The sequence below is a fragment of the Micromonospora echinofusca genome (genome assembly GCF_900091445.1).
GTDB classification, from domain to species: domain Bacteria; phylum Actinomycetota; class Actinomycetes; order Mycobacteriales; family Micromonosporaceae; genus Micromonospora; species Micromonospora echinofusca.
On sequence record NZ_LT607733.1, the window covers coordinates 5,340,954 to 5,364,243 of the forward strand.

At 73.9% G+C, this 23,290-nt stretch carries 20 protein-coding genes and 1 pseudogene; 8 read left to right on the forward strand and 13 right to left on the reverse strand.

Features of this window, described 5'->3' with window-relative positions:
* Nucleotides 1–379 precede the first annotated feature (379 nt).
* The 3 genes and pseudogenes from GA0070610_RS31535 to GA0070610_RS22685 form a co-directional block, all read right to left on the reverse strand.
* Nucleotides 380–547, reverse strand: a pseudogene (locus tag GA0070610_RS31535) (DUF397 domain-containing protein); the annotation flags it as partial.
* Nucleotides 538–1,305, reverse strand: a complete 768-nt coding sequence (locus tag GA0070610_RS22680; RefSeq protein ID WP_089003675.1) for a helix-turn-helix domain-containing protein — start codon at nucleotides 1,303–1,305, stop codon at nucleotides 538–540. The pseudogene GA0070610_RS31535 and the gene GA0070610_RS22680, both read right to left, overlap by 10 nt.
* Nucleotides 1,306–1,766: 461 nt before the next feature.
* On the reverse strand, nucleotides 1,767–2,135 hold the full coding sequence (locus tag GA0070610_RS22685; RefSeq protein WP_089001915.1) for a DUF3499 domain-containing protein: 369 nt from the start codon (nucleotides 2,133–2,135) through the stop codon (nucleotides 1,767–1,769).
* Between the two features lie 152 nt (nucleotides 2,136–2,287).
* On the opposite strand from GA0070610_RS22685, the gene GA0070610_RS22690 reads away from it, so the two are divergent.
* On the forward strand, nucleotides 2,288–2,737 hold the full coding sequence (locus GA0070610_RS22690) for a metallopeptidase family protein (RefSeq protein ID WP_089001916.1): 450 nt from the start codon (nucleotides 2,288–2,290) through the stop codon (nucleotides 2,735–2,737).
* Between the two features lie 35 nt (nucleotides 2,738–2,772).
* On the opposite strand, the gene GA0070610_RS22695 is transcribed toward GA0070610_RS22690, so the two are convergent.
* From GA0070610_RS22695 to GA0070610_RS22710, 3 genes are all read right to left on the reverse strand, one after another.
* A complete protein-coding gene (locus GA0070610_RS22695; protein WP_007455784.1) occupies nucleotides 2,773–3,030 on the reverse strand; it encodes a WhiB family transcriptional regulator in 258 nt (85 codons plus the stop codon).
* 774 nt (nucleotides 3,031–3,804) lie between these two features.
* Nucleotides 3,805–6,312: a bifunctional FO biosynthesis protein CofGH gene (locus GA0070610_RS22700; RefSeq protein WP_089001917.1), complete on the reverse strand. Its 2,508-nt coding sequence runs from the start codon at nucleotides 6,310–6,312 to the stop codon at nucleotides 3,805–3,807.
* A 532-nt stretch (nucleotides 6,313–6,844) separates the two neighbouring features.
* The gene (locus tag GA0070610_RS22710; RefSeq protein ID WP_089001919.1) at nucleotides 6,845–7,807 is read right to left on the reverse strand and encodes a hypothetical protein; all 963 of its coding nucleotides are present in this window, start codon (nucleotides 7,805–7,807) and stop codon (nucleotides 6,845–6,847) included.
* Nucleotides 7,808–7,906: 99 nt separating this feature from the next.
* Here GA0070610_RS22710 and cofD point away from each other — a divergent pair, with 99 nt between their 5' ends.
* Entirely contained in the window at nucleotides 7,907–8,854 is a 948-nt protein-coding gene (gene cofD / locus GA0070610_RS22715; RefSeq protein ID WP_089001920.1) for a 2-phospho-L-lactate transferase, read from the forward strand.
* A complete protein-coding gene (locus GA0070610_RS22720) occupies nucleotides 8,851–9,939 on the forward strand; it encodes a coenzyme F420-0:L-glutamate ligase (protein WP_089001921.1) in 1,089 nt (362 codons plus the stop codon). Before cofD ends, GA0070610_RS22720 begins: the two co-directional genes overlap by 4 nt.
* A 12-nt stretch (nucleotides 9,940–9,951) precedes the next feature.
* Here the strand turns inward: GA0070610_RS22720 and GA0070610_RS22725 are convergent, their stop codons facing one another.
* Both GA0070610_RS22725 and GA0070610_RS22730 read right to left on the reverse strand, forming a co-directional pair.
* A complete protein-coding gene (locus GA0070610_RS22725; protein ID WP_089001922.1) occupies nucleotides 9,952–10,956 on the reverse strand; it encodes an ArsR/SmtB family transcription factor in 1,005 nt (334 codons plus the stop codon).
* A 278-nt stretch (nucleotides 10,957–11,234) separates the two neighbouring features.
* Nucleotides 11,235–12,269 carry a hypothetical protein gene (locus tag GA0070610_RS22730; protein WP_089001923.1) on the reverse strand — a complete coding sequence of 345 codons (1,035 nt, stop codon included), beginning with the start codon at nucleotides 12,267–12,269 and terminating at the stop codon, nucleotides 11,235–11,237.
* A gap of 39 nt (nucleotides 12,270–12,308) precedes the next feature.
* On the opposite strand from GA0070610_RS22730, the gene GA0070610_RS22735 reads away from it, so the two are divergent.
* A complete protein-coding gene (locus GA0070610_RS22735; protein ID WP_089001924.1) occupies nucleotides 12,309–12,947 on the forward strand; it encodes an NUDIX hydrolase in 639 nt (212 codons plus the stop codon).
* On the opposite strand, the gene GA0070610_RS22740 is transcribed toward GA0070610_RS22735, so the two are convergent.
* Entirely contained in the window at nucleotides 12,916–14,007 is a 1,092-nt protein-coding gene (locus tag GA0070610_RS22740) for a mannose-1-phosphate guanylyltransferase (RefSeq protein ID WP_089003676.1), read from the reverse strand. The two genes, GA0070610_RS22735 and GA0070610_RS22740, sit on opposite strands and share 32 nt — an antisense overlap.
* Before the next feature lie 61 nt (nucleotides 14,008–14,068).
* Nucleotides 14,069–15,214 (reverse strand): glycosyltransferase family 4 protein, encoded by a 1,146-nt coding sequence (locus tag GA0070610_RS22745; protein ID WP_089001925.1) that lies wholly within the window; start codon nucleotides 15,212–15,214, stop codon nucleotides 14,069–14,071.
* 150 nt (nucleotides 15,215–15,364) lie between these two features.
* Between GA0070610_RS22745 and GA0070610_RS22750 the strand changes: the two genes are divergently transcribed.
* Nucleotides 15,365–16,054, forward strand: a complete 690-nt coding sequence (locus tag GA0070610_RS22750) for a TIGR03089 family protein (protein WP_089001926.1) — start codon at nucleotides 15,365–15,367, stop codon at nucleotides 16,052–16,054.
* 84 nt (nucleotides 16,055–16,138) lie between these two features.
* Nucleotides 16,139–16,906, forward strand: a complete 768-nt coding sequence (gene heR, locus GA0070610_RS22755; protein WP_089001927.1) for a heliorhodopsin HeR — start codon at nucleotides 16,139–16,141, stop codon at nucleotides 16,904–16,906.
* A gap of 119 nt (nucleotides 16,907–17,025) precedes the next feature.
* On the opposite strand, the gene GA0070610_RS22760 is transcribed toward heR, so the two are convergent.
* Both GA0070610_RS22760 and GA0070610_RS22765 read right to left on the reverse strand, forming a co-directional pair.
* Entirely contained in the window at nucleotides 17,026–19,032 is a 2,007-nt protein-coding gene (locus GA0070610_RS22760; RefSeq protein ID WP_089001928.1) for an acetoacetate--CoA ligase, read from the reverse strand.
* Between the two features lie 161 nt (nucleotides 19,033–19,193).
* Nucleotides 19,194–19,712, reverse strand: coding sequence for an acyl-CoA thioesterase (locus tag GA0070610_RS22765; protein ID WP_089001929.1), 519 nt, complete (start codon nucleotides 19,710–19,712; stop codon nucleotides 19,194–19,196).
* Between the two features lie 23 nt (nucleotides 19,713–19,735).
* On the opposite strand from GA0070610_RS22765, the gene GA0070610_RS22770 reads away from it, so the two are divergent.
* Nucleotides 19,736–20,398: a hypothetical protein gene (locus GA0070610_RS22770; protein ID WP_089001930.1), complete on the forward strand. Its 663-nt coding sequence runs from the start codon at nucleotides 19,736–19,738 to the stop codon at nucleotides 20,396–20,398.
* A 41-nt stretch (nucleotides 20,399–20,439) separates the two neighbouring features.
* On the opposite strand, the gene GA0070610_RS22775 is transcribed toward GA0070610_RS22770, so the two are convergent.
* Nucleotides 20,440–21,603 carry an acyl-CoA dehydrogenase family protein gene (locus GA0070610_RS22775; protein WP_089001931.1) on the reverse strand — a complete coding sequence of 388 codons (1,164 nt, stop codon included), beginning with the start codon at nucleotides 21,601–21,603 and terminating at the stop codon, nucleotides 20,440–20,442.
* A gap of 248 nt (nucleotides 21,604–21,851) precedes the next feature.
* Here GA0070610_RS22775 and GA0070610_RS22780 point away from each other — a divergent pair, with 248 nt between their 5' ends.
* The gene (locus GA0070610_RS22780; protein ID WP_089001932.1) at nucleotides 21,852–23,279 is read left to right on the forward strand and encodes a UDP-glucose dehydrogenase family protein; all 1,428 of its coding nucleotides are present in this window, start codon (nucleotides 21,852–21,854) and stop codon (nucleotides 23,277–23,279) included.
* Nucleotides 23,280–23,290: the final 11 nt, after the last annotated feature.

Sequence of the window (23,290 nt, forward strand, 5' to 3'; positions counted from 1 at the left end):
GACGGGACGTCAGGTGCGGTGAACGACAGATCTTGGCATGGGCCGACGGCGACGACGGACGGCGGGTCCGTGTCCGACAACGCCGCCGGGTTCCGGCGGCGACGGCGGTGCTGTCTTCCCCGTCCCGATACCCCACAGGTATTTGTATGCCACACCGGTATCAGCGCTCCGGCGGCATGGTTCGTCCGCTGCACGCGCCTTGAACGTCTTCCATCAGCCGGACCGCACCGCGAGCCCACCGGTCAAGGGGCCGCCTGGTCACCGCCTACGCCGTGACGTCGATCAGACTCGTCCACAGGTCGCCTGAGCCGAAGCTGCGTGGGCAGGCGTACGCCTGGGGCACTGCCCGGTCAGCCGGCGCGCCCGTGCCGGCCGACCCGACGAACGCCCGCCAGGCGTCCGGCGCGAAGGTGAGCACGCCCCCGGCGCGGTCCTTGCTGTCCCGCACGAGCACCCGACCGGGCAGGTTGTCGGCCACCTCGACGCAGTCGCCGCCGTTGTTGCTGCTGCGGGACGCGGTGCGCCAGCGGGCGTCGGTCACGTCCATGCCGTCGCCACCTCCCTGATCAGCTCGATCGACCGGCCGCGCGGCAGTGCCTCGCCCGCGACGCTCTCCCATCTCGCGCCCAGGCTAGCAATGTCGGCACTCTCCGTCACGACCTGACCGCGAAGTTGGTTGTCCACATAGGCCGTCTCGGCGCCGTCGGGCAGCCGGATCAGCACGAACGGCCCGGCGAGGCCGGTGTGCCACGGTGCCTCGGCGGGGATCACCCGGACCTGCACGTGCTCCTGCGCGGCGACCGCCAGCAGGTGGGCCAACTGCCCGGCCATCACCGCCCGGTCCCCCACCCGCCGACGCAGCACCACCTCGTCGATCACGGCGACGAGCTGGGGCGGGGCGTCCCGGGCGAGGATCGCCTGGCGGGCCAGCCGGCCGCCCACGATCTCGTCCACCTCGGCCGCCGGCAGCAGGCCGCCGGTCGCAAGCACCGCGCGGGCGTACGCCTCCGTCTGGAGCAGGCCCGGTACGAGCGAGGGCTGGTACGACCGGATGGTGATGGCGTCCTGCTCCAGCTCGGCCCACGGCCGGAACCACGGCAGGTCGCGGCGGCGGAACGGCTCGGGCCACAGCTCGGCGGCGTCGCGCCCGAGGACCTCGGCGACGGCGAGCCGGGTCCTGGGATGCGGGATCCGGCCCGAGGCGAGCCACCGCCCCGCCGTCTTCGGGTCGACGCCCACCTTCTCCGCCAGCGACTCGGCCGTCTCCCCCTTCTCGGCCATCGCCACCCGCAGTGCCTCGTTCACCATCCGGCCTCCCGCGCCCGCGATCACACTGGGGCGCACGCTAGCCACGCTGCGTGCCCTTGTCGTCACACTGCCGGCGTGTCGCGGCGGGATCTGTTTCGCGCGCCCGAGGTGGCCGACGACCGCCCGGAAAAGGCCCTGGACATGCCCCGCCGCAGCGTCGGACCAGGCACCGGAACGAGCGGGATCGCACCTCCGGTGGGCCGCGTGGCAGCCTTGTCCGACCACCTCACCCGCGCTGTCGAACTGATGTCGCAGGCGACCCAGCCCCCGCGTGGAGCGCCGCGATGTCGCAGACGATTCAGCTCGACAGCGCCCGGCGTGCCCGTACGGCCCGCAGGCAAGCCACCGAACCCGCGCGGACCTCCCGTCTCGGCGCCCGTGACTTCCGCACCGACCACCGGCTGCGGCCGGGACGCACCGAGGCGGAGGTGGGCGCCGACCTCCGCAGAGGCGGCGGGTCAGTGGTTCGGGGGGATGACGCGCAGGTGACCCCGGCGGCCCGTCTGGGGGGTCGAGTTGGTGGCCTGGTCGTCCTCGGGCGGGCGCGGGGCCACCGGGCGGGCGGCCTCGCGGACGGCCTCGGCGAGGGCGACCAGGTCGTCGGTGGTGGGCGGCGGAGGCTCGAACTCGCCCTCGTGCCGGACGACGTCCCAGCCGCGCGGCGCCGTCAGGCTCCGGGCGTGCGGTTCACAGAGGTCGTACGTGTGCGGCTCGGCGAACGCCGCCAACGGGCCGACTACCGCTGTCGACTCGTTGTAGACATAGGTCAGCGTGGCGACCGCTTGCCGGGGGCAGCCATTACGGGAGCAGCGCCGTGGTGACCTCACGGCGGCAGGGTATCTCCATTACCGGGTCGGGCGCACTGCTTCGCGTTGCGACACGCCCGTCACGGTGATCACAATTCGGCCCGGTCGGTCGCGCCGCGCCGCGCCAGTGCCGCTGCCGCAGGCCAGGTCGGTGCGGGCGCTAACCTTTCCTCATGACGAGCCCGGAACACCGCCGCCCCGGCCCCGGCCGGCGCGCCCACCGCGACCGGCACGGCCGCGGTCTGCGCGGGCGGCTGGTGCCGGCGACGGTGCCGTTGGCGCGTACGAAGGCGGAGATCTTCGACGATCTGGTGCTGGACACCGTCGAGACCCTCGAACGGCGGTTCGCCAAGGAGTTGGCCGGCGTCGAGTTCGCGGTGGAGGACGTCCCGCCGGACCTCAACGTCTACGACTCCGACGTGCTGGAGGACGGCGAGGTGCCGCTCGCCCGGCTGCTGCCGGGCCGGCCGGGCCGACAGGAGGTGCCGCCGCGGATCGTGCTCTACCGCCGGCCGTTGGAGTTCCGTGCGATGGATCGCGAGGACCTCGCGGATCTCGTACACGACGTGATCATCGAACAGGTGGCCAATCTGCTCGGGGTGGACCCCGACGAGTTGGCCTGAGCCGGGCGGCCCCCACCGCCCCGGCCCGGCAACGCTCAGGCGGCCCGCCGCTTGAGCTTGCGCCGCTCCCGCTCCGAGAGCCCACCCCAGATCCCGAATCGCTCGTCGTGGCCGAGAGCGTATTCGAGGCATTCCGTCTTCACCTCGCAGCGCGAGCAGATCCGCTTCGCCTCGCGGGTCGAGCCGCCCTTCTCGGGAAAGAACGCCTCCGGATCGGTTTGGGAGCAGAGCGCCCGCTCCTGCCACTCCGGCGCGTTTCCGAGCAGGTCGGCCACCTCAAGCTGGCCGTCCATCAGATGCCTCCTTGTCGCGCACCGGCGTCATCGCCGCTGCAACCCCCCACGCGGAAGGCGTGCTTGTCCGTACGGTCCCGATTTGTTGCGTTCCGTGCGAACAACCCCATTCAAATTACACGCGTGTAATGCGTGCGCCGTCAAGCCGGACTTGATAATGGAGTCGCCCTCCCGACAACACTCCGGACGGCCACCCGACCACCCGGCCCCGCAACCTGCCCTATCGATTCAGACCCCGGCCGAGTAACGCCCTCTCCGGCGAGTTGCCCGAGTTTTCTCCCGTGGCGCTTCCCCATCGGACCGACGGGGCAGGACGATGGAGACCCTCGGAAGTCACCCACCACGATCCGTTGATCTTGGTGGGGCACAGGTTAACCCGACTTGGCGCGTACCGCCCGCCGAGCCCGGGACGGCGACCGCGCCGCGCCCACCATGTGGACGCGGCGCGCCGGCGCGAGGCAGCCTCCCCGCTTCCGGTCAGCCGCCGACACGCTGCTGCGCCGGGCGCTTCCGGCGGCGCTCCACCCGCGACGGAAATCCCGCCCGATCGAAGCCCTTGGGTCCCAACAGGCGGTACGGGCACGGCCGTCGCGCCCGCCCTGACGACGGCGCGGGACGCGGAGTCCGGCGTGGACGGTCGCCACGGCCGTCGATGTCCACCGCAGCCGACCAGGGGGGACCGCCACGCGACCGGTCAGTGCGGATCGACACGCGACCGGTCAGAGCGAGACCACCGCGCGACCGCTCAGTGCGGGCCGCCGGGCGTCGGCCGGGCTATGGCCGGGGGCTGCCGTACGCCGTCGTGCGCCTGCGGGCCGGTCGACCGGCGGCCGCCGCCATCGCGATCAACTGCTCCTCGGTACGCGCCGAGCCGTTGCCGGAGCCGGCCATCCGGGAGATCGTCTCCTCCATCAGCGTGCCGCCCAGGTCGTTGCAGCCGCCCCGGAGCATCACCGCCGTGCCCTCGTCGCCGAGCTTCACCCACGAGCACTGGATGTTGTCGATCCGGCCGTGCAGCAGCAGCCGGGCCATCGCGTGCACGACGCGGTTCTCCCGCCACGTCGGCCCCGGGCGGGCGATGCCGGCCAGGTAGATCGGCGCGTTGGTGTGCACGAACGGCAGCGCCACGAACTCGGTGAACCCGCCCGTACGGTCCTGCAACCCGGCTAGCACCCGGAAGTGCGCGAGCCACTGCGCGGGGTGGTCCACGTGGCCGTACATCATGGTGGAGCTGGACCGGATGCCCAGCTCGTGGGCCGTGCCGACCACGTCGACCCAGGCGGCGGCCGGCAGCTTGCCCTTGGTGAGCACCCAGCGCACGTCGTCGTCGAGGATCTCGGCGGCGGTGCCCGGGATGGTGTCCAGCCCGGCCTCGCGCAGCCCGGTCAGCCACTCCCGCACCGACACGCCGGCCTTGGCGGCGGCGGTGACGATCTCCATCGGCGAGAACGCGTGCACGTGCATCCCCGGCACCCGCGCCTTGATCGCCCGGACCAGGTCGGCGTAGACGGTCACCGGCAGCTTCGGGTCGATCCCGCCTTGGAGGCAGACCTCGCTGGCGCCGGCCGCCCACGCCTCCTCGGCCCGGTCGGCGACCTGCTCCACGGAGAGCCGGTACGCGTCGGCGTCGCGCTCCCGCTGGGCGAAGGCGCAGAACCGGCAGCCGACGTAGCAGACGTTGCTGAAGTTGATGTTGCGGTTGACCACGTACGTCACGTCGTCGCCGACCGCCGCCCGGCGGACGTCGTCGGCGAGCCGGCACAGCTCGTCCAGCGCCGGCCCGTCGGCGGCGAACAGCGCCAGCGCCGCGTCGGCGTGCCTCGGCTCCAGCAGCGCGGCCGGGTCGTCGGCCGCCAGCCGCAGCCCGGCCCGCAGGTCGCCGTCGGTCCCGCCCCCGCCGCCGGCGGTTACCTTGCCGGCCACCTCGGACCAGTCGCCGTAGACGTGGTCGAAGTCGCCGCGCCGGTCGCCGGTCCGCCCGGTGGTGTCGATGGTCTCGTGCAGGTCGGTCCGCCCGCCGTACGTCTCGTCGGGCTCCTGCCAGGGACGGCCCACCGGCCGGGCGTCCTCGACGCCCAGCCCCGTCGCCGGGTCGGCCAGCGCACCGACGTGCGGCAGCAGGCGCGGGTCGAGCCACGGGTCGCCGGCCCGCACGTACTCGGGATAGATCGTCAGCCGCTCGCGCAGCGTGAAGCCCGACTTCTCCGTGTGTCGGGCCAGCTCGTCGATCTGCGGCCAGGGGCGTTCCGGGTTGACGTGGTCCGGGGTCAGCGGGGAGACCCCGCCCCAGTCGTCGATGCCGGCGCGCAGCAGCAGGTCGTACTCGCCCGCGATGAGGTTCGGCGGCGCCTGGATGCGGGCCTTCGGCCCGAGCAGCACCCGGGTCACCGCCACCGTGGCGGCCAGGTCGTGCAGCTCGGCGTCGGGCATGCCGCGCATCGCCGTGTCCGGCTTCGCGCGGAAGTTCTGCACGATCACCTCCTGGAGGTGGCCGTACTCGCGGTGGGCCCGGCGGATCGCGAAGATCGCGTCGACCCGCTCGGCCGGGGTCTCGCCGATGCCGATCAGGATGCCCGTGGTGAACGGCACCCCGACCCGGCCCGCGTCGTCGAGCACCCGGAGCCGTACCGCCGGCTCCTTGTCCGGCGAGCCGAAGTGCGGGCCGCCGGGCTCCGACCAGAGCCGCGTCGCCGTGGTCTCCAGCATCATCCCCATGCTGGGCGCGACGGGCTTGAGCCGCTGCAACTCCGACCAGGAGAGCACGCCCGGGTTCAGGTGCGGCAGCAGCCCGGTCTCCTCCAGCACCGCCACCGCGCAGGCGCGCAGGTAGTCAAGCGTGGAGTCGTAGCCGCGCTCGTCCAGCCACCGCCGGGCCGCCGGCCAGCGCTCCTCCGGCCGGTCGCCGAGCGTGAAGAGGGCCTCCTTGCAGCCCTGGGCCGCCCCCGCCCGGGCGATCGCGAGGACCTCGTCGCGGTCGAGGAAGGCCGCCGGCAGCCGGTGCGGCACCGTCGCGAAGGTGCAGTAGTGGCACCGGTCCCGGCACAGCCGGGTCAGGGGAATGAAGACCTTCTTCGAGTACGTGACCACGCCCGGCCGCCCAGCCTCGCGCAGCCCGGCGTCGCGCACGGCGCCCGCCACGTCCAGCAGTTCGTCCAGCGCCCCGCCCCGGGCGGCCAGCAGCGCGGCGGCCTCGTCGACGTCCAGCGCCCGCCCGGTCGCGGCCCGGTGCAGTGCCCGCCGCACGCTCGCGTCGGTCGGGCCGGGCACGGTGCGATCAACCATCCGCCCAGCCTAGGCGCTCATCCGCCCCGTTCCGCCCCTGCCCACCTGGGCCCACGACGTGAACATGCGCACCCCCGCGCCCACCCCTCGCCACCGTGCTGAGCCCGCCCCCGTCTTGCCGGCCCGCCCCTCGCAGTGCTGACCCGCCCCTCGCCGGCACCGCCCGACGACCCAGCGGTGATCAGGACGTCATGTACCTGAAGCGGGCCGGGATACGTCCATGCCGTCCTGATCACCGGGGTGCCGCGAGGCGGAGGCGGGCGCTCGGGGTGGGACTTGGGTGGTGGGACGGCGGGGCGGGACGGGTGGGACGAGGTGCGGTGGTGGGACGGCGAGCGGGGTGGGCGGGACGGCGAGCGGGGTGGGCGGGACGGCGAGCGGGGTGGGCGGGACGGCGAGCGGGGTGGGCGGGACGGCGAGCGGGGTGGGCGGGACGGCGGGGCGGGACGGGTGGGACGAGGCGGGGTGGGTGGGACGGCGAGCGCCCCGCACGGTGGGCCGTGCGGGGCGCTCGGATGGGACGTGACCTCGATCAGCGAGGGGCGTCCGGGTTGTCGCCGGGATCGATGCGCTGGGTGCGGTCGGTCTCGTCGCCGGTGGGACGCGGGATCGCCTGGGTGGGCTCGGCGTGCTCGACGGGCTGGCGCGGGATCGCCTGGGTGGGGTCGGCCGAGGGCGGCGGGCCGAACGGCGGGGCGCTCTGCGGCTGGCCGAACGGCGGCGGCGCGGGGGTGGCCGGGGGCGCGGACTGCGGCGCCGGAGCCGGGGGCGCCGACTGCGGCGCCGGGGCGAACGGGGAACCCTGCTGCGGGCCGCCGGCGAACGGCGCGGGCTGCTGACCGTACGGGGCGCCGTAGGGGCCCGGCGCCTGCCAGCCGCCCTGCTGGCCGGGGACCTGCTGACCGGGGACCTGCTGACCGGGGACCTGCTGGCCCGGGGCGGGGTAGCCGCCCTGCTGCTGGGGCCACCCGGGCTGCGGCTGGCCGTACACGCCGGGCTGGGGCTTCGGCTTGGGCACGTGGTAGAGGGTGCGCCAGATCTTGAACACGACGTACGCGGCGACCGCGAAGAGCGCCAGCCAGGCCACGCGGCTGAGCAGGCCCAGGAAGGCGTCGAGGATCTCGCCCTCGGCCAGCCGGTCGACCGTCCAGAAGAGGAAGGTCAGCCCGCCGAACAGGGCGCTGACGGCGTACTCGCCCAGGGCGACCTGGGTGATCAGCTTCGCCTTCGGCACCGGGGGCTTCACGTGCGTGGCGAGCAGTACGGCCAGCAGCGGCAGGAAGACCGCCTCCACGCCGACGAAGGCGAAGAAGGCGCTGCCCGCCCGGCCGCCGAATGTGCTGTACTCGGTCGGCGTCACCAGCCGGATCAGGCCGACGAAGAGGAACACGGCGTTCGCGCCGAGGAGCACGAACGCGGCGAGTTCACGTAGCGGCTTGGTCAGCTGGCTGGCCTGCGTCGCGTCGTTGGACGCGGGCTCGGCGGGGCTGGTCACGGGATCCCCCTCGGGGCGAATGCGGACGGTTGCCGACGTGAGCCTAGTCTCCCCGCCCATCGGCGGACCGGAGGCGGCCCGTGCGCGAGGATGGGCGACATGCGCATCGTGGTTCTGACGGGCGGCATCGGAGGCGCTCGCTTCCTGGTCGGCGTGCGGGCGTACGCCCGCGAGGTCGGCGCCGACGTGACCGCCGTGGTCAACGTCGGTGACGATCTGCTCCTGCACGGGCTCAAGGTCTGCCCCGACCTGGACAGCGTCATGTACACGCTGGGTGGCGGCGCCGACCCCGAGCGGGGCTGGGGGCGCGTCGGCGAGAGCTGGACGGTCAAGCAGGAACTCGCCGCGTACGGCGCCGAGCCCACCTGGTTCGGGCTCGGCGACAAGGACGTCGCCACCCACCTGGTGCGGACCACGATGGTCAACGCCGGCTACCCGCTGCACGCGGTCACCGAGGCCCTCGCCGAACGCTGGCAGCCCGGCGTACGCCTGCTGCCGGCGACCGACGACCGGCTGGAGACGCACGTGGTGGTGGAGCTCGACGGCGGCCAGCGGGCGATCCACTTCCAGGAGTGGTGGGTGCGCCACCGCGGTGACGTCCCCACCCACCGCTTCGTCTTCGTCGGCGCGGAGACCGCCCGGCCCGCGCCCGGCGTGCTGGAGGCGATCGCCGGGGCCGACGTGGTGCTGATCGCGCCGAGCAACCCGGTGGTGAGCGTCGCCCCGATCCTGGCCGTGCCCGGGCTGCGCGAGGCGGTCGCCGACGGTCCCGCCCCGGTGGTCGGCGTGTCGCCGATCATCGGCGGCGCACCGGTGCGCGGCATGGCCGACCGCTGCCTGGCGGTGCTGGGGGTGGAGTGCAGCGCGGCGGGCGTGGGGCGGCTCTACGGCGGCCGGCCGGCCGGCGGGCTGCTCGACGGCTGGCTGGTCGCCGAGGAGGACGCCGGCGCCGTGGTGCCGGAGGTGACGGTCCGCGCGGCGCCGCTGCGGATGACCGACGAGGCGGCGACGGCGGCCATGGTCCGCGCCGCGCTGGAGCTGACGTGAGGCTGGAGATCCTGCCGGTGCCGGGCATCGGCCACGTGTCCGAGGGCGACGACCTGGCGGCCCTGATCGCCACCGCCGCGCCCTGGCTGCGCGACGGCGACGTGCTGGTGGTGACCAGCAAGATCGTCTCGAAGGCGGAAGGGCGCCTGGTCGACGTACCGGCGGACGGCCCGGAGCGGCTCGCCGCGCGGGACGACGTGCTGGCCGCCGAGACGGCACGGGTGGTGGCCACCCGGGGCGCCACCCGGATCGTGCAGACCCACCACGGCTTCGTGATGGCGTCGGCCGGCATCGACGCCTCGAACGTCGACAAGACCCGGCTCGTCCTGCTCCCCGAGGACCCGGACGCCTCGGCCCGGGCGCTGCGCACCGCCCTGCGCGAGCGCCACGGCGTGGACGTCGCGGTGATCGTCAGCGACACGATGGGCCGGCCCTGGCGCAACGGGCTGACCGACGTCGCGCTCGGTGTCGCCGGGATGGACGCGATCCGCGACCACCGGGGCGAGGTCGACCCGTACGGCAACGAGCTCCAGCTCACCCAGATGGCGGTGGTGGACGAGCTGGCCGGCGCGGGCGAACTGATCAAGGGCAAGTGCGACCAGATGCCGGTGGCGGTGGTACGCGGCTACCTCACCGCCCCCCGGCCGGACGACGGAGTCGGCGCGTCGGCGCTGGTCCGGGACGCCTCGATGGACCTGTTCTCGCTGGGCACCGCCGAGGCGAGGGCCGCCGGGCTGGCCGCCGCCGCCACCCTGGCGGACGGCCTCAACCCGACCCCGCCCGACCCGGAGGCCGTACGCCGGGCGATCGGCGCGGTCGCGGGGGTCGTCGCGCCCGGCACGGTCTTCAGCCTGGTCGGCGACGAGGAGGCTCGCGCCGGGCTGACCGCCCGGGTGCCCGGGTGGCCGGCGGAGGCGACGACGCTGGTGCTCGGTTCCCCGGCCACCCCGGCCGGCCCGGCCGATCTGGTCCGCTTCGGCGCCGACCTGCAACGTTTCCGCACCGCCCTGGCGGCCGAGGGCGTCGCCTCCCTGCTGCTGCCCCCACCCCCCGGCACCACCGCCAGCGCCGCCCTGGCCCTGTGACGGCCCGCGCGCTCAGGAGTTGAGCATCGACCGCCCCAGCGGGGTCAGGGTGTGCAGGACGGTGTTGCGGTCGCGCTGGCTGACCAGGAGGCCGGCGTTGCGCAGCACGGTGGTGTGCTGGCTCGCGGCGGCGGCCGAGATGTTGAGCCGGCGGGCCACCTCGCCGGTGGTGCAGCCGTCGTCGCTGGCTGCCAGGACGGCGGCCCGGGTACGGCCGAGCAGCGCGGCCAGCGCCTCCCGCCCCGGGTCCGGCGTGCCGACGCCGCCGCCCTCGCCGGGGGCCGGCAGCAGGCCGCCGAGCCGGTCCACCGGATAGACCAGGACCGGCGGCAGCGCCGGGTCGAGCAGGGCGACCGGCGTCGACGCGCAGAAGAACGACGGCACCAGCAGCAGCCCGCGCCCGCCCAGGTGCAGCTCCCGGCTGTGCGGGTAGTCGCGGATCTCCAGCACCCCCGACTCCCACCGCATGGCCGGCCGCAGGCTGCCCAGCAGTCCTTCCACCCCGCCGTCGAGCAGGGCCCGGGCCCGCCGGGCCCGGTCGGCCTCCACCGCCGCCTGGATCCGGGTCCAGTACGGATCGATGGCCAGGCCGCGGTAACGCTCCATCGCGCCGGTCAGGTCGCGCAGCGTCTCCGGCTCGCCCCGGGCCAGCGGAGCGGCGCCGGCCGGCAGGGAGCTGCCGGCGGCGAGCAGCGCCAGGTCGCGTTGCAGCAGCGCCACGGGGGTGCTGCGGACCGCCTCCATGCCGGCCTCGAACCCCGACATGCTCTGGTACGGGGTGAGGAAGTCCGGGAAGTAGCCGCGGGGCGGGTTGAGCGTCAGGAGCAGTCGCAGCCCCGCCGAGTCACTGCCCTCACGCAGCCCACGCGTCACGCTACGCCGCCAGCCCGCCAGCAGCGGGTCCCGGCCACGGCCGGGCAGCAGGTGCAGGCTGAGAACCAGCTCCCACACCGGGTCCGCCGCCGGAGCCACCCGGGTCCGGAGGATGTCCTCGGCGGAAAAGTAGATCTTCAGCATGGACGGCTCCCGCGTCGCCCGGCAGGGGGGATGCCTGGCAACCGTTTGCACTGTACCTGGCCGGCACTTATCTCCGTTTTTAAGCGTGGGCTGAAAGACCTCGACGCCCCCCGGGGCCGTTGGGCATGCTTCCACTGCCCGCGCACGGGGGCGGGTGCCTCACCCGCCACGCCCGGAACCGGGCGCCCGGGGGCGGGGAAGACCGGCGTCCGGGCGACACCACGAGGGTCTGCGGCCTTGCTCCGCGGAGGTGTCGTCCGGTCGTCGGCCACCGCCGGTCAACCGACCCAGAGCGCCACCCGATGGTCCTCGTCGGTGACGTAGAAGCTCTGCCCGCCGCACTCGGCCACCCCCTCCACGTGGTGGAACGGCGCCAGCTCGGCCACCACCTCGCCGGGGACCAGGTGCCCGTCGCCGGGCGGGGGAAACCGGACGTGCCGGGAGGTGACCTCGCCGCCGGCCGGATGGTCGTCGAGCAGCACCGAGCCCTTGCCCAACGCGTCGATCGACCCGACGATCGCCGCGTAGCCGCCGTCGTCCGTGGGCGTGATCGCCCGGAAGCCGGCCAGCGCGCCGGGCGGCGTCACCCCCGTCAGGACGTACGCCCCCGACGCCTGCGGCCAGCTCGGCACGGGGTCGAACATGCCCGGCACCCCGGTCAGCTCGACCAGGATCGGCTCGCCGTCGGTGGTGACCGGGAAGCGCAGCCCGAGCAGGACACCGCCGGTCGGCGTGAAGGCCGCCGCCTCGACGTTCAGCGGCAGGTCGTCGGGGACGAGCCGGCTGACCCAGCCCTTCGCGCGGGCCGTGCCCCGGGCGACGGTCTCCCCGATGAACCGGGCCCGCACCCGCTCGCCCGGCGGCAGCGGGATGAACGCCGCCTTGAGCAGGGCGTCGTTGACCGCCCGGTGCAGCCGGAACCGGTTACGCACCACCTGCACCGGGACCGGGCCCGCCGCCGCGTCGTCCTCACGGAACCGGGCCACGAAGGCGCGTCGCGGGCGCAGCGGCCCCGCCTTCGAGCCGAAGTGGGAGCCGAAGACGTACACCCAGCCGTCGTGGTGGGCCAGCGCCTCGCCGTCCTCCGTACGGCCGTTCTCCGCCCCCGCGTCGGCGGCCACGTGATGGGCGACCCAGCGGCCGTCGTCCAGCTCCAGCAGCAGGGCCAGGCACTGCTCCACCGGCCCCTCGTCCAGCACGGTCCAGAAGCCGCGCCGGGCACCGTGCGCCCGCAGCAGCGGCGCGGAGCGCACCGGCAGCAGATCGCTGGCCTCGTTGCCGGCCACGACGAACTCCAACAGTCGCAAGGTCACCGGGCCAGGGTACGAAGCGTCGGCTCGTACAGTGTCGGCATGGCCGACTCCCCCACCGCCGCCTCCCGACCGTCGCCGGACGCGGAGGCGCGGACTGCGCCGCCCGCCGAGGCGCACACGGCGCTGCACGCCGACGCCCTCGCGACGCTGAGCCGCTGGGAGCCCACCGGCCCGGACGCCGCCGAGGCGCGCGACCGCACCCTGGCGCTGCTGGCCGCCGGGCCGGTGGCGATGAGCCGGGCGCACCGGCCCGGGCACGTCACGGCGAGCGCGCTGGTGCTCGACGCCACCGGGTCACGGGTGCTGCTCTGCCTGCACGGCAAGTTCCGGCGGTGGGTGCAGCTCGGCGGGCACTGCGAGCCGGTCGACCGGACCCTCGCCGCCGCGGCCCTGCGCGAGGCGGGCGAGGAGTCCGGCATCGCCGGCCTGCGGATCGACCCGGTGCCGATCGACGTCGACATCCACCCGGTGAGCTGCCAGGGCGGTTCGCTGCACCACGACGTACGCTTCGCCGTGCTCGCCCCGCCCGGCGCGGTCGAGCGGGTCAGCGAGGAGTCCGAGGCGCTCGGCTGGTTCCCGCCGGACCGGCTGCCGCAGCCGCTGGCCGGCGGGACGGCACGCCTGGTCGCCCCGGCCCTCGCGACACTCAGACGAGCCCCTCTTCGCCCCGTTCCTTGAGTTCGTCGACGACCTTCTTGACGTCCTGCGCCCGGTCCCGTGGGCAGACCAGCAGCGCGTCCGGCGTGTCGACGATGATCAGGTCGTGTACGCCGACGGCGGCCACCAGGCGCCCGGAGTGGGGCACCACCACGAGTCCGGTGGTGTCGCGCAGCAGCACCCCCGGCTTGGCGTCGGCGCCGAGCACCACGTTGCCGTCCGCGTCGGCGGGCAGCACCTCGCCCAGCGTGTGGAAGTCGCCGACGTCGTTCCAGCCGAAGTCGCCCGGCACGGTCGCCACCCGGCCGGCGGTCGCCGCGCCCTCCATCACCGCGTAGTCGACGGAGATCTTCGGCAGCGTCGGCCAGACCGTGCCGAGCACGTCGTCCTGCTCCTCGGTGCCCCACGCCTCGGCGATCGCGACGATCCCGGCGTGCAGGGCGGGCTGCTGGCGGGCCAACTCGGCGAGGAACACGTCGACCCGCCAGACGAACATGCTGGCGTTCCAGAGGTGCCGCCCGGAGCGCAGGTACGCCTCGGCCACCTCCGCGCTCGGCTTCTCCTTGAACTCGGCGACCGGCCGCAGCGGGCCCCCGTCGACCGGGTCCCCGGTCTGGAGGTAGCCGTAGCCGGTCTCGGCCCGCGTCGGGGTGATGCCGACCGTCATCAGCAGGCCCCGCTCGGCACCGCGTACCGCCTCCAGGACCACCTCCCGCCAGCGCTGCGGGTCACCGATGAGGTGGTCGGCGGCGAAGGAGCCCATCACCGCCTCCGGGTCGCGCCGCGCGATGACCGCGGCGGCCAGGGCGATCGCCGCGCACGAGTCCCGGGGCGACGGCTCGACCAGGATGTTCTCCTCCGGCACGCTGGCGAGCTGGCGTGCGACCGCCGCCACGTGCGCGGTCCCGGTGACCACCAGGGTGCGCTCGGCGGTGGTCAGCGGGCCCAGCCGGTCCACCGTCGCCTGGAGCAGCGAGGCGGTGGAACCGGTCAGCGGGTGGAGGAACTTGGGGTGGCCGGCACGGGACAGCGGCCACAACCTCGTGCCACTGCCACCCGCCGGAATGACGGCGTAGATCACCCGCACATCATGCCCGATTCGCCTGACCGGGGACGCATTCTCGCGACGCCGGTCGCGGCGGTCAGGACCGGGCCCGGCTCCAGGCGGCGATGTGCACCTCGGCACTGGACTCCCAGGTGAACTCCTTGGCCCGGTCGAAACCGGCCTTGGCCAGGGACAACCGCCGCTGCTCGTCGTCGAGCAGCGCGGCCAGGTCGGCGGCGATCTGGTCGGGCGCCTCGCTGGTGTACGCGACCGCGTCGCCGCCCACCTCCGGCAGCGACAGCCGGGGCGTGGTCAGCACCGGGGCGGCGCACGCCATCGCCTCCAGGATCGGCAGGCCGAAACCCTCCCCGTAGGACGGATAGGCGGCCACCAGGGCCCCGCCGAGGAAGCCGGGCAGGTCCCCGTAGCGGAGGTAACCCGGGCGGAGCAGCCGCAGGTGCGACGGGACCTCCGCCACCGCGCGGTCGATGTCGTCGTCGTGCCCCTGGCCGCCGGCGATCACCAGGGCCGGCGGGTCCTCCCGCTCGGCCACCGCGCGCGCCCAGCCGCGGATCAGGTTCGGCACGTTCTTGCGCGGCTCCTTGGCACCCAGGAAGGCCACGTAGTTGGTGCCGCCCAGCCCCAGCCGCGCCCGGACCCGGGCCTTCTCCTCGTCGCTGGGCGCGTGGAAGGCGGCATGGTCGACGCCGTGGTAGGCGACGTCGATCCGGGTGGGATCGGCGTCGAGCAGCCGGATCAGCTCGTCGCGGGTGGCCTTGCTCGGCACGATCACCCGGTTGGCACGGCGCAGGGACGTCTTGATCGCGCTGCGGAAGAAGGTGCGCCGCGACTTGTCGTAGTGCTCCGGCTCGGTGAAGAACGTCGCGTCGTGCACGGTCACCGTGACGGGACAACCGGCGCGCAGCGGGCAGGTGTAGAAGGGCGAGTGCAGCACCTGCGCGCCCACCTGCTGGGCGAGCAGCGGCAGGCCGGTCTGCTCCCAGGCGAGCCGGGCGGGGCGGTGCGCGACGGCGGCCGGGGCCGGGATGATCTCCGCGCCGGGCAGCATCCGGGTGTAGCGCTCCAGGTCGGTGCGGAGGCAGACGACGGCCAGCTCCACCCCCGACCCGCACACCTTGCCGAGGGCGCCGAGCAGGCCGTCGACGTATCGACCGACGCCGCCACGGTCGACGGGGACACTCGTGGCGTCGATGAGCACGCGGGGCGGGCGACCGGCGGTCACGGGGCGACTCCTTGCACTGACGGATCTGTGGGGAACAACACTCCGGCAAGCCTACGCCGGAGCGCGGCGCCGACGCTGACTGCGACCCGACGGTACGCCGACTTGTCGCCGTCATCGAGTACGGCCGTCGGGGGCGTATCGTTCGCGCCGATGGCCGACAACATTGCCCGGGTCTTCGCTGACGCGATCGCGACCGACCCGACCAGACCGCTGCTGACCTGGTACGACGACGCCACGGGCGAGCGGACCGAACTCTCCGGCGCCACGCTGGCGAACTGGGTGGCCAAGACGGCCAACCTGCTCGTCGACGAGGTGGCCGTGGGCCCCGGCGACGTCGCCGGGGTGGTGCTGCCCCCGCACTGGCAGACCGCCGCGGTGCTGCTCGGCTGCTGGTCGGCCGGGCTGACCGTCGCCGACACGCCGGGCGACGTGGACGTGCTCTTCGCCGCCGAGACGCGCCTCGACGAGGCGGCGGCCTGGTCGGCGGGCGAGCGGTACGTCCTCGCCCTGCACCCGTTCGCCCTGCCGATGCGCCAGGTGCCGGCCGGCTACGCCGACTACGTCTCCGAGGTACGCGCCCACGGCGACCACTTCAGCCCGTACGCCTCCGGCGGCCCGGGCGAGGCGGCGCTGCTGGGCCGCGCGGCCGCCCGCGCGACGGAACTGGGCATCGCCCCCGGCGACCGGGTCCTGATCGACACGGGCACGTACCCCGACCCGGTCGACTGGCTGCTCGCCCCACTGACGGCCGGCGCCACCACGGTCCTCTGCGCCAACGCCGACCCGGCCCGCCTGCCCTCGCGGGCCACCACGGAACGGGTGACCCGCCCCCTTCGCTGACCCCGCCGTCGCGGGCACCTCAACTCCGCGAGCAGAGCCCCCATGTGGCCACGAACGGACATTCCGGGCTCTAGGGTGGCGCACATGGGACGTCCACCAGCGGCAGGCCGTGACCGCTACCGGCGGCTGCGCGGGTTCAACGTGCTCGTCGGTCTGATCCTGGCCGTCGAGGGCGGTTGGATGTGGGCGGCCAGCAACGACCTGTCCCTGCCGGTCACCGCGTCGTACCTGACGGCCGACCCGACGACGCTGCGCGACGCCACGCTCCCGGAGGTGGCCTTCCGACTCGCCATCGGCCCGGCGGTGGCGGTCTTCCTGCTCCTCGCCGCGCTCGACCATCTCGTCACCGCGGCCCCGGGCGTGCACTCCTGGTACGCACGCAACCTGGATCGCCGCACCAACTACGCCCGCTGGATCGAATACTCGGTCAGCGCCTCGATCATGATCGTCCTGATCGGGCTGTTCGTGGGGATCCGCGATCTCGCGGCGGTCATCGGGATCTTCGGCGCGAACACCGCGATGATCCTGTTCGGCCTGCTGATGGAGCGGCAGCAGGTGCCGGGACGCGCCGACTGGAGCGCCTTCTGGTTCGGTTCGCTGGTCGGCCTGGCCCCCTGGCTGGCGATCGCCGTCTACGTCGCCCAGCCGCCGGAGATCCCCGGCTTCGTCTGGGCGATCATCGTCATCCAGTTTCTCCTCTTCGCGAGCTTCGCGCTCAACATGGCACTGCAGTACGCCCAGCGCGGTCGATGGCGTGACTACCGCTACGGCGAGGTCTCGTACATCCTGCTCAGCCTCGTGGCCAAATCCGCGCTGGCCTGGCTCATCTACGCCAACGTGCTGCGCACCTGACTGCCCGGTCCCCGCCAGGGCCTCCCGCTGCTCGGCCGGCGCGGGGTGATCGCGCCGGCCGAGCCAGGCAGCTCGCCGTCCCACCAGACGGCACCGCACCGCCGCCAACGCGGCAGCGGTCAGGGGCGGGGGCCCCGGCGTTCGGCGAGGGTGGCGAAGGCCGTCAGGGACTCCGGGTTGGCCAGGGCGCCCTTTGCCGCCGCCGAGTCCACCGGGGTGCCGGTGAGGATCTTCTTCACCGGGACCTCCAGCTTCTTGGCCGACAGGGTGCGCGGGACGGCCCGCACCTGGTGGATCTCGTCCGGCACGTGCCGGGGCGACAGGGCGGTACGCAGCTCGCGGCAGATCTTCTTCCGCATCGCGTCGTCCAGCTCCAGCCCTTCGGCGAGCACCACGAACAGCAGCAGCTCACCGGCGCCGCCCTCGTCGTCCTCCAGGTGCACGACCACCGAGTCGACGACCTCGTCGAGCCCCTCGACCACCGAGTAGAACTCGGCGGTGCCGAGGCGTACGCCGCCCCGGTTGAGGGTGGCGTCGGAGCGGCCCGTGATCACGCAGCCGCCCCGGTCGTTGATCGTGATCCAGTCGCCGTGCCGCCAGACGCCCGGGTAGAGGTCGAAGTACGCCTCCCGGTAGCGGCTGCCGTCCGGGTCGTTCCAGAAGCCCACCGGCATGCTCGGCATCGGCTCGGTGATCACCAGCTCGCCCAGCTCGCCGACGACCGGGGTCCCGTCGGCGGACCGGGCCTCCACCTTGGCGCCGAGCGCCCGGCAGGTGATCTCCCCGGCGTGCACCGCCAGCAGCGGCACGCCGCCGACGAAGCCGGTGCAGACGTCCGTGCCGCCGGAGAGCGACTGGAGCTGGAGGTCGTCACCGACCGTCTCGTACACCCAGGTGAAGCCCTCGGCGGGCAGCGGCGCGCCGGTCGAGCCGACCCCGCGCAGCGCGGACAGGTCGGCGGTCTCCTTCGGCACCAGCCCGGCCTTGCGGCAGGCCAGCAGGAACGGCGCGGAGGTGCCGAAGTACGTGGTGCCGGTCTCCTCCGCCAGCCGCCACAGCGCGCCCAGGTCGGGGTGGCCGGGGTTGCCGTCGAAGAGCACGATCGTCGCGCCCACCGCCGGCCCGGAGACCAGGAAGTTCCACATCATCCAGCCGGTGGTGGTGAACCAGAAGAACCGGTCCGCCGGGCCCAGGTCGTGGTGCAGGGCCAGCATCTTCAGGTGCTCCAGCAGGATGCCGCCGTGGCCGTGCACGATGGGCTTCGGCAGCCCGGTGGTGCCGGAGGAGTAGAGCACGTAGAGCGGGTGGTCGAAGGCGACCGGGGTGAACGTCAGCGGCTCGTCGGTGTCGGCGGCCAGCTCCGACCAGGCCAGCGCGCCCTCGAACGGGGCCGGCGTCCGGTCCGTGGCGCCACCCGGGGGCGCGGGGGCCGGGTCGAGGTAGGCGATGCCGACGGTGTGCTCCAGCGACGGCAGGGCGGCGCGGATCGCGGCCACCTCGGCCCGCCGGTCGACCGGCTTCTCGCCGTAGCGGTAGCCGTCCACCGCGACCAGGACCTTCGGCTCGATCTGCTGCCACCGGTCGGTGACGCTGCGGGTGCCGAACTCCGGCGCGCAGGAGGAGAAGATCGCGCCCAGGCTGCTGGTGGCGAGCAGCAGCACGTACGTCTCGGGGATGTTGGGCGCGTAGGCGGCGACCCGGTCGCCGGCGGTGACGCCGAGCCGGCGCAGCCCGGCGGCCACCCGACGCACCTGCTCGCGCAGCTCGGCGGCGGTGAGGGTGACCGGCGCCCGGGTCTGGCCGTGCGCGATCACCACCGGATCGTCGTCGGCCCGGCCGGGCATCCGCAGCACGTTCTCGGCGTAGTTGAGGGTGGCCCCGGGGAACCACCTGGCCCCGGGCATCCCGCGGTCGGTCAGCGTGGCCGTCGGCGGGGTGTGCGCGACCACCTCGAAGTGGTCCCAGACCGACCGCCAGAACGCGTCGAGGTCCGTGACCGACCAGCGCCACAACTCGTCGTAGTCGGCGAAGTCCAGCCCCCGGTGCTCACGCAGCCAGCGCAGGTAGCTCCCGATCCGGGACCGCTCGCGTACGTCCGCCGGCGGCGCCCACAGCACGTCACCCACTGCTCCACCCTCCCCTGGCCCCGCACGACACTGTGAAATGGGCCGTGGCGCCATCTTGCCCTACCTCAGAGCGCCATTCTCCGCACCCGACCTCCGCCGGCGCACGTGCGGAGCCCACATGCCCCGACCCCACCCTGTGTGGGCCCGGGCCGGCAGGCGCGTCAGCCGGCGCGGTGGGCCTGGATGGCGCGGCGGCGGGCCAGTCGGTGGGCGCGGCGGATCTCCGCCTCCCGGAACCGGCGCTCGTCCTCCGGGCTCTCCGCCAGCACCGGCCGGACCGCCCGGGGCGCGCCGCCGAGGTCGACGCCCACGAAGACGAGGTACGCGGTGGCGACCCGCACCGGCTCGTCCTCGGCCGAGTCCCACCGCTCCGCCACGACCCGGACCCCGACCTCCATGGAGGTCTGCCCCGTCCAGTTCACCTGTGCGTGCGCGTGCAGCAGGTCACCGACCCGGACCGCCTCGGTGAAGACGATCTCGTCGATGGCGGCGGTGACCGCCGTACCGCCGCTGTGCCGGGCCGCGGCGGCCCCCGCCACGTCGTCGATGAACTTCATCAGCACGCCGCCGTGCACCGTGCCGTAGAGGTTGACGTCGACCGCGGTCATGATCCGGCTCAGGGTGACGCGGGAGTAGGAGGTCGGCTTGCCGGCCGGCGCGGTGGAGGGGTGCTCGGTCATGTCGAAGACGGTACGGTGCGCGGATGCGACATCTCTGGAGCTTCCTCGCGGGGTTGGTGGTGGTGCCCGTCACGTGGGTGCTGGTCACCCTCGGGCAGGACGGGTCGGCGGGCACCGTCGGCCGTTGGGTCGAGATCGGCACGTCGAACTCGGCCAATCTCATCGAGCCCGCCGTGTACCTCGCCGTCGGCGGGATCCTGCTCGGCCTGCTCGGCACGCTGCGCACCTCGCCGCTCGGCCCGCTCGTGGCCGGGCTGCTGCTCGCCGCCCCGTACGTGGGGATGTTCGTCGCGCCCTTCGAGGTGCGGGACCGCATCCCGGACGGCTGGAAGGTCTTCGGCGACCCCCTGCCGCTGCACCTGCCGGTCGAGAACGGCACGCTCTTCCTGATCGGCCTGCTGCTGCTCGTGGCCACCTTCAGCGGGCAGCGCTGGCGGCGCTGGCCCCGACCGGCGACCGAGCCGACGCCGGCGCCCGCCGAGGGGCCGGAGCGCAGCGACTTCACGCTGACCGACTGGCCGCCGGCCGAGCCGGCCGACCGGGACACCGCGCCGCCGAGCCTCGGCTACCCGGACCCGACGCCGACCGAGCCGCTGCCGCGCCGCACCGGCGGGGGGTCGCCGTGGTCGGCGCCACCTCGCGCCGGCAACCGGCCGGAAGAGGACACCACGACCGAGATCCGGTGAGGATGCGGGCGGGCCGGACGACCGGCCCGCCCGCCGACCGGTCAGCCCTTCAGGAGCTGGCGGGCCATCACGATGCGCTGCACCTGGTTGGTGCCCTCGTAGATCTGGGTGATCTTGGCGTCCCGCATCATCCGCTCGACCGGGTAGTCCCGGGTGTAGCCGTAGCCGCCGAGCAGCTGCACCGCGTCGGTGGTGATCTCCATGGCCGCGTCCGAGGCGAAGCACTTGGCCGCCGCGCCGAAGTAGGTCAGGTCGGCGTCGCCCCGCTCGGACTTGCCGGCCGCCGTGTACGTGAGCTGCCGGGCCGCCTCCAGCTTCATGCCCATGTCGGCGAGCATGAACTGCACGCCCTGGAACTCGGCGACCGCCTTGCCGAACTGCTTGCGCTCCTGGACGTACCCCTTGGCGTAGTCGAGCGCGCCCTGGGCGATGCCGACGGCCTGCGCGGCGATGGTGACCCGGGTGTGGTCCAGGGTCTTCATCGCGGTGCCGAAGCCGGTGCCCTCGGCGCCGATCATGCGGTCCGCGGGGATCCGGACGTTGTCCAGGTAGACCTCGCGGGTCGGCGAGCCCTTGACGCCGAGCTTCTTCTCCGGGGCGCCGAAGCTGACCCCCGGGTCGGACTTCTCGACCACGAAGGCGGAGATGCCCCGGGACCGGGCCGCCGGGTCGGTCACCGCGAAGACCGTGTAGAACTCGGAGACCCCGGCGTTGGTGATCCAGCGCTTCACGCCGTTGAGCACCCAGTGATCGCCGTCACGCACCGCGCGGGTGGTCATCGACGCCGCGTCGCTGCCGGCCTCCGGCTCGGAGAGGCAGTACGAGAACATCGCGTCGCCCGCCGCGACCGGGGTCAGGTACTTCCGCTTCAGCTCCTCGGAGCCGGCCAGCAGCAGCGGCATCGTGCCGAGCTTGTTGACCGCCGGGATCAGCGAGGACGAGGCGCAGGCGCGCGCCACCTCCTCGATCACGATGGCCGTGGCCAGGGCGTCCGCGCCCGCGCCGCCGTACTCGACGGGGATGTGTGGAGCGTGGAAGTCGGCGGCCCGCAGGGCGTCGTAGGACGCCTTCGGGAACTCGCCGGTCTCGTCGGCCTCGGCGGCGTGCGGCGCCACCTTGGCCGCACAGACCTCACGGACCGCCTCCCGGATCGCCTCGTGTTCCTCGGGCAACCGGTAGACGTCGAACGACTGCTCTGCGGCCATGTCGGCCCCTCCCCTTCACCGCTATCATGCGCAGTCTGTAGCGTCTCCTGACCGCCGACGGCGCAGACTGAAGGATAGCGACAGAGTTCAGGTGATGTTACCGCCGCGTAGCCTCGAACGTGGCAGAGCGCCGAAGCCGCCCGGCGACGATGGAACCGACAGACGTTAGAGTCCCTCCGGTGCCCGCCCAGGCGCCGCAGCAGAACGCGACGCGACACGCGACGCCAGCGCGAGCGGAGAAGACAGGCGTGACGATCCCGTACCCCAACACCCAGCCGATGCCCGCCATCGCCGCGGTGACGCCCCCCTCCGGTGCGCAGCGACCGCGGGTGACCTTCCTGGGCACCGGCTACCTCGGTGCGACCTACGCCATCTGCTACGCCGAGCTCGGCTACGAGGTGCTCGGCTTCGACGTCGACGCCGACAAGATCGCCATGCTGAACGCCGGCGAGGTGCCGATCCACGAGCCCGGCCTCGACGAGCTGCTCAAGCGCAACCTGGGCGCCGGGCGGCTGCGGTTCAGCACGGACATCGCCGAGGTCGCCGAGTTCGGTGACGTGCACTTCATCTGCGTCGGCACGCCGCAGCGCGCCGACGGGATGGGCGCCGACCTGTCGTACGTCGAGGCGTCGGTCACCAGCCTGGCCCAGCACCTGACCCGCAAGGCGCTCATCGTCGGCAAGTCGACCGTGCCGGTCGGCACCGCCGAGTGGGTGGAGCAGCTGGTCAGCAAGCACACCCCCACCGATCTGGGGGTCGAGGTGGCGTGGAGCCCGGAGTTCCTCCAGGAGGGCTTCGCCGTCGACGACGTGCTGCGGCCCAACCGGATCGTCGTCGGCGTCAAGAGCGAGTGGGCCAACGGCATGCTCTACGCCGCCCACAAGGGCGTCTTCGACCTGGCCGCCACCGAGGACCGCGAGGTGCCCCTCGTGGTCACCGACTTCGCCACCGCCGAGCTGGTCAAGGTCGCCGCGAACGCCTTCCTCGCCACCAAGATCTCCTTCATCAACGCGATGGCCGAGGTCTGCGAGGCCTCCGGCGGCGACGTCACCCACCTCGCCCGGGCCATCGGCTTCGACCCGCGCATCGGCAACCGGTTCCTCCAGGCCGGGCTCGGCTTCGGGGGCGCCTGCCTACCCAAGGACATCCGGGCGTTCCAGGCCCGCGCCCAGGAGCTGGGCGCCGGGGAGGCGCTGCGCTTCCTGCACGAGGTCGACCTGATCAACCTGCGCCGCCGGACCCGGGTGGTCCAGCTCGCCGCCGAGCTGCTCGGCCGCCGCTCCGGGCCCGCCGGGCCCGACCTCTCCGGCATGCGCGTGGCCGTGCTCGGCGCGACCTTCAAGCCCAACACCGACGACGTACGCGACGCGCCGGCGCTCTCCGTCGCCTCGCTGCTGCGCAAGGCCGGCGCCGACGTGCACGTCTACGACCCGCAGGGCATGGAACGGGCGCGCGCCGTGGCGCCCGAACTGGTCTACGAGCCCGGCATCAACGAGGCCGTGACCGGCGCGGACCTGGTCTGCGTACTCACCGAGTGGGCCGACTTCCGCAACGCCGACCCGGTGGCCCTCGGCGAGCTGGTCGCCGGCCGCAAGGTGGTCGACGGCCGCAACTGCCTGGACTCGGCACTGTGGACGCAGGCCGGCTGGGAGTACCGCGGCATGGGCCGCCCCTGACGATCGACGAC

Bases quoted from the DNA above. Each gene is read 5' to 3' on its own strand.
- GA0070610_RS22690 (WP_089001916.1), top strand. From the start codon at position 2,288: ATGACGAGCCCGGAACACCGCCGCCCCGGCCCCGGCCGGCGCGCCCAC.
- GA0070610_RS22695 (WP_007455784.1), bottom strand. From the start codon at position 3,030: ATGGACGGCCAGCTTGAGGTGGCCGACCTGCTCGGAAACGCGCCGGAG.
- GA0070610_RS22700 (WP_089001917.1), bottom strand. From the start codon at position 6,312: ATGGTTGATCGCACCGTGCCCGGCCCGACCGACGCGAGCGTGCGGCGG.
- cofD (WP_089001920.1), top strand. From the start codon at position 7,907: ATGCGCATCGTGGTTCTGACGGGCGGCATCGGAGGCGCTCGCTTCCTG.
- GA0070610_RS22725 (WP_089001922.1), bottom strand. From the start codon at position 10,956: ATGCTGAAGATCTACTTTTCCGCCGAGGACATCCTCCGGACCCGGGTG.
- GA0070610_RS22735 (WP_089001924.1), top strand. From the start codon at position 12,309: ATGGCCGACTCCCCCACCGCCGCCTCCCGACCGTCGCCGGACGCGGAG.
- GA0070610_RS22750 (WP_089001926.1), top strand. From the start codon at position 15,365: ATGGCCGACAACATTGCCCGGGTCTTCGCTGACGCGATCGCGACCGAC.
- heR (WP_089001927.1), top strand. From the start codon at position 16,139: ATGGGACGTCCACCAGCGGCAGGCCGTGACCGCTACCGGCGGCTGCGC.
- GA0070610_RS22765 (WP_089001929.1), bottom strand. From the start codon at position 19,712: ATGACCGAGCACCCCTCCACCGCGCCGGCCGGCAAGCCGACCTCCTAC.
- GA0070610_RS22770 (WP_089001930.1), top strand. From the start codon at position 19,736: ATGCGACATCTCTGGAGCTTCCTCGCGGGGTTGGTGGTGGTGCCCGTC.
- GA0070610_RS22775 (WP_089001931.1), bottom strand. From the start codon at position 21,603: ATGGCCGCAGAGCAGTCGTTCGACGTCTACCGGTTGCCCGAGGAACAC.